This is a genomic window from Streptomyces sp. SID13726 (assembly GCF_010548375.1).
In the GTDB taxonomy this organism is placed as follows: domain Bacteria; phylum Actinomycetota; class Actinomycetes; order Streptomycetales; family Streptomycetaceae; genus Streptomyces.
The window spans coordinates 1-432 of record NZ_JAAGLY010000498.1; the positions used below are offsets into that span (position 1 = coordinate 1).

A 432-nucleotide genomic window follows, 5' to 3' on the forward strand; every position below is an offset into this window, starting at 1 on the left:
GGATGCACAGCACAACGACCCCGGTACCAGCAGGCACCGGGGGTCGCTGTACTCCCTTCCGGACCACCCCAGTTGCTTCCAGGCGCGGGGGTGGTCCGGTCTTGCGTTTTCGGTTGTGAAGCGCGGCCCCTTGCTACTCGGGTGGGGAACCCGATGACCCAAGCCAAGAGGCCGCCCCCCGTACGCCGGAGGGCTGACCCTCCAGCCCCCGGACCGTCACCCGCTCCCGAGAGAGCAAACGAGGACGTGACGGCCCGAAGATCACCACAACGGCTTGCCCCCGGCGCCGTCGGTAAGGTCGAGACGGGCCCACACGGTCTTTCCGCCCTTGTCTTCCGGCGTCCACCAGACCGAGGTGGCCAGCCGCTGAACGATCAGCAGCCCCCGCCCGCTGTCAGGCAGCACAGCCTCAGACAGTTCACCAGCGAGACC

At 68.3% G+C, this 432-nt stretch carries 1 pseudogene; it reads right to left on the reverse strand.

What is annotated here, in order from left to right:
- Positions 1-261: 261 nt before the first annotated feature.
- A pseudogene (locus tag G3I78_RS52640) lies at positions 262-432 on the reverse strand (ATP-binding protein); the annotation flags it as partial.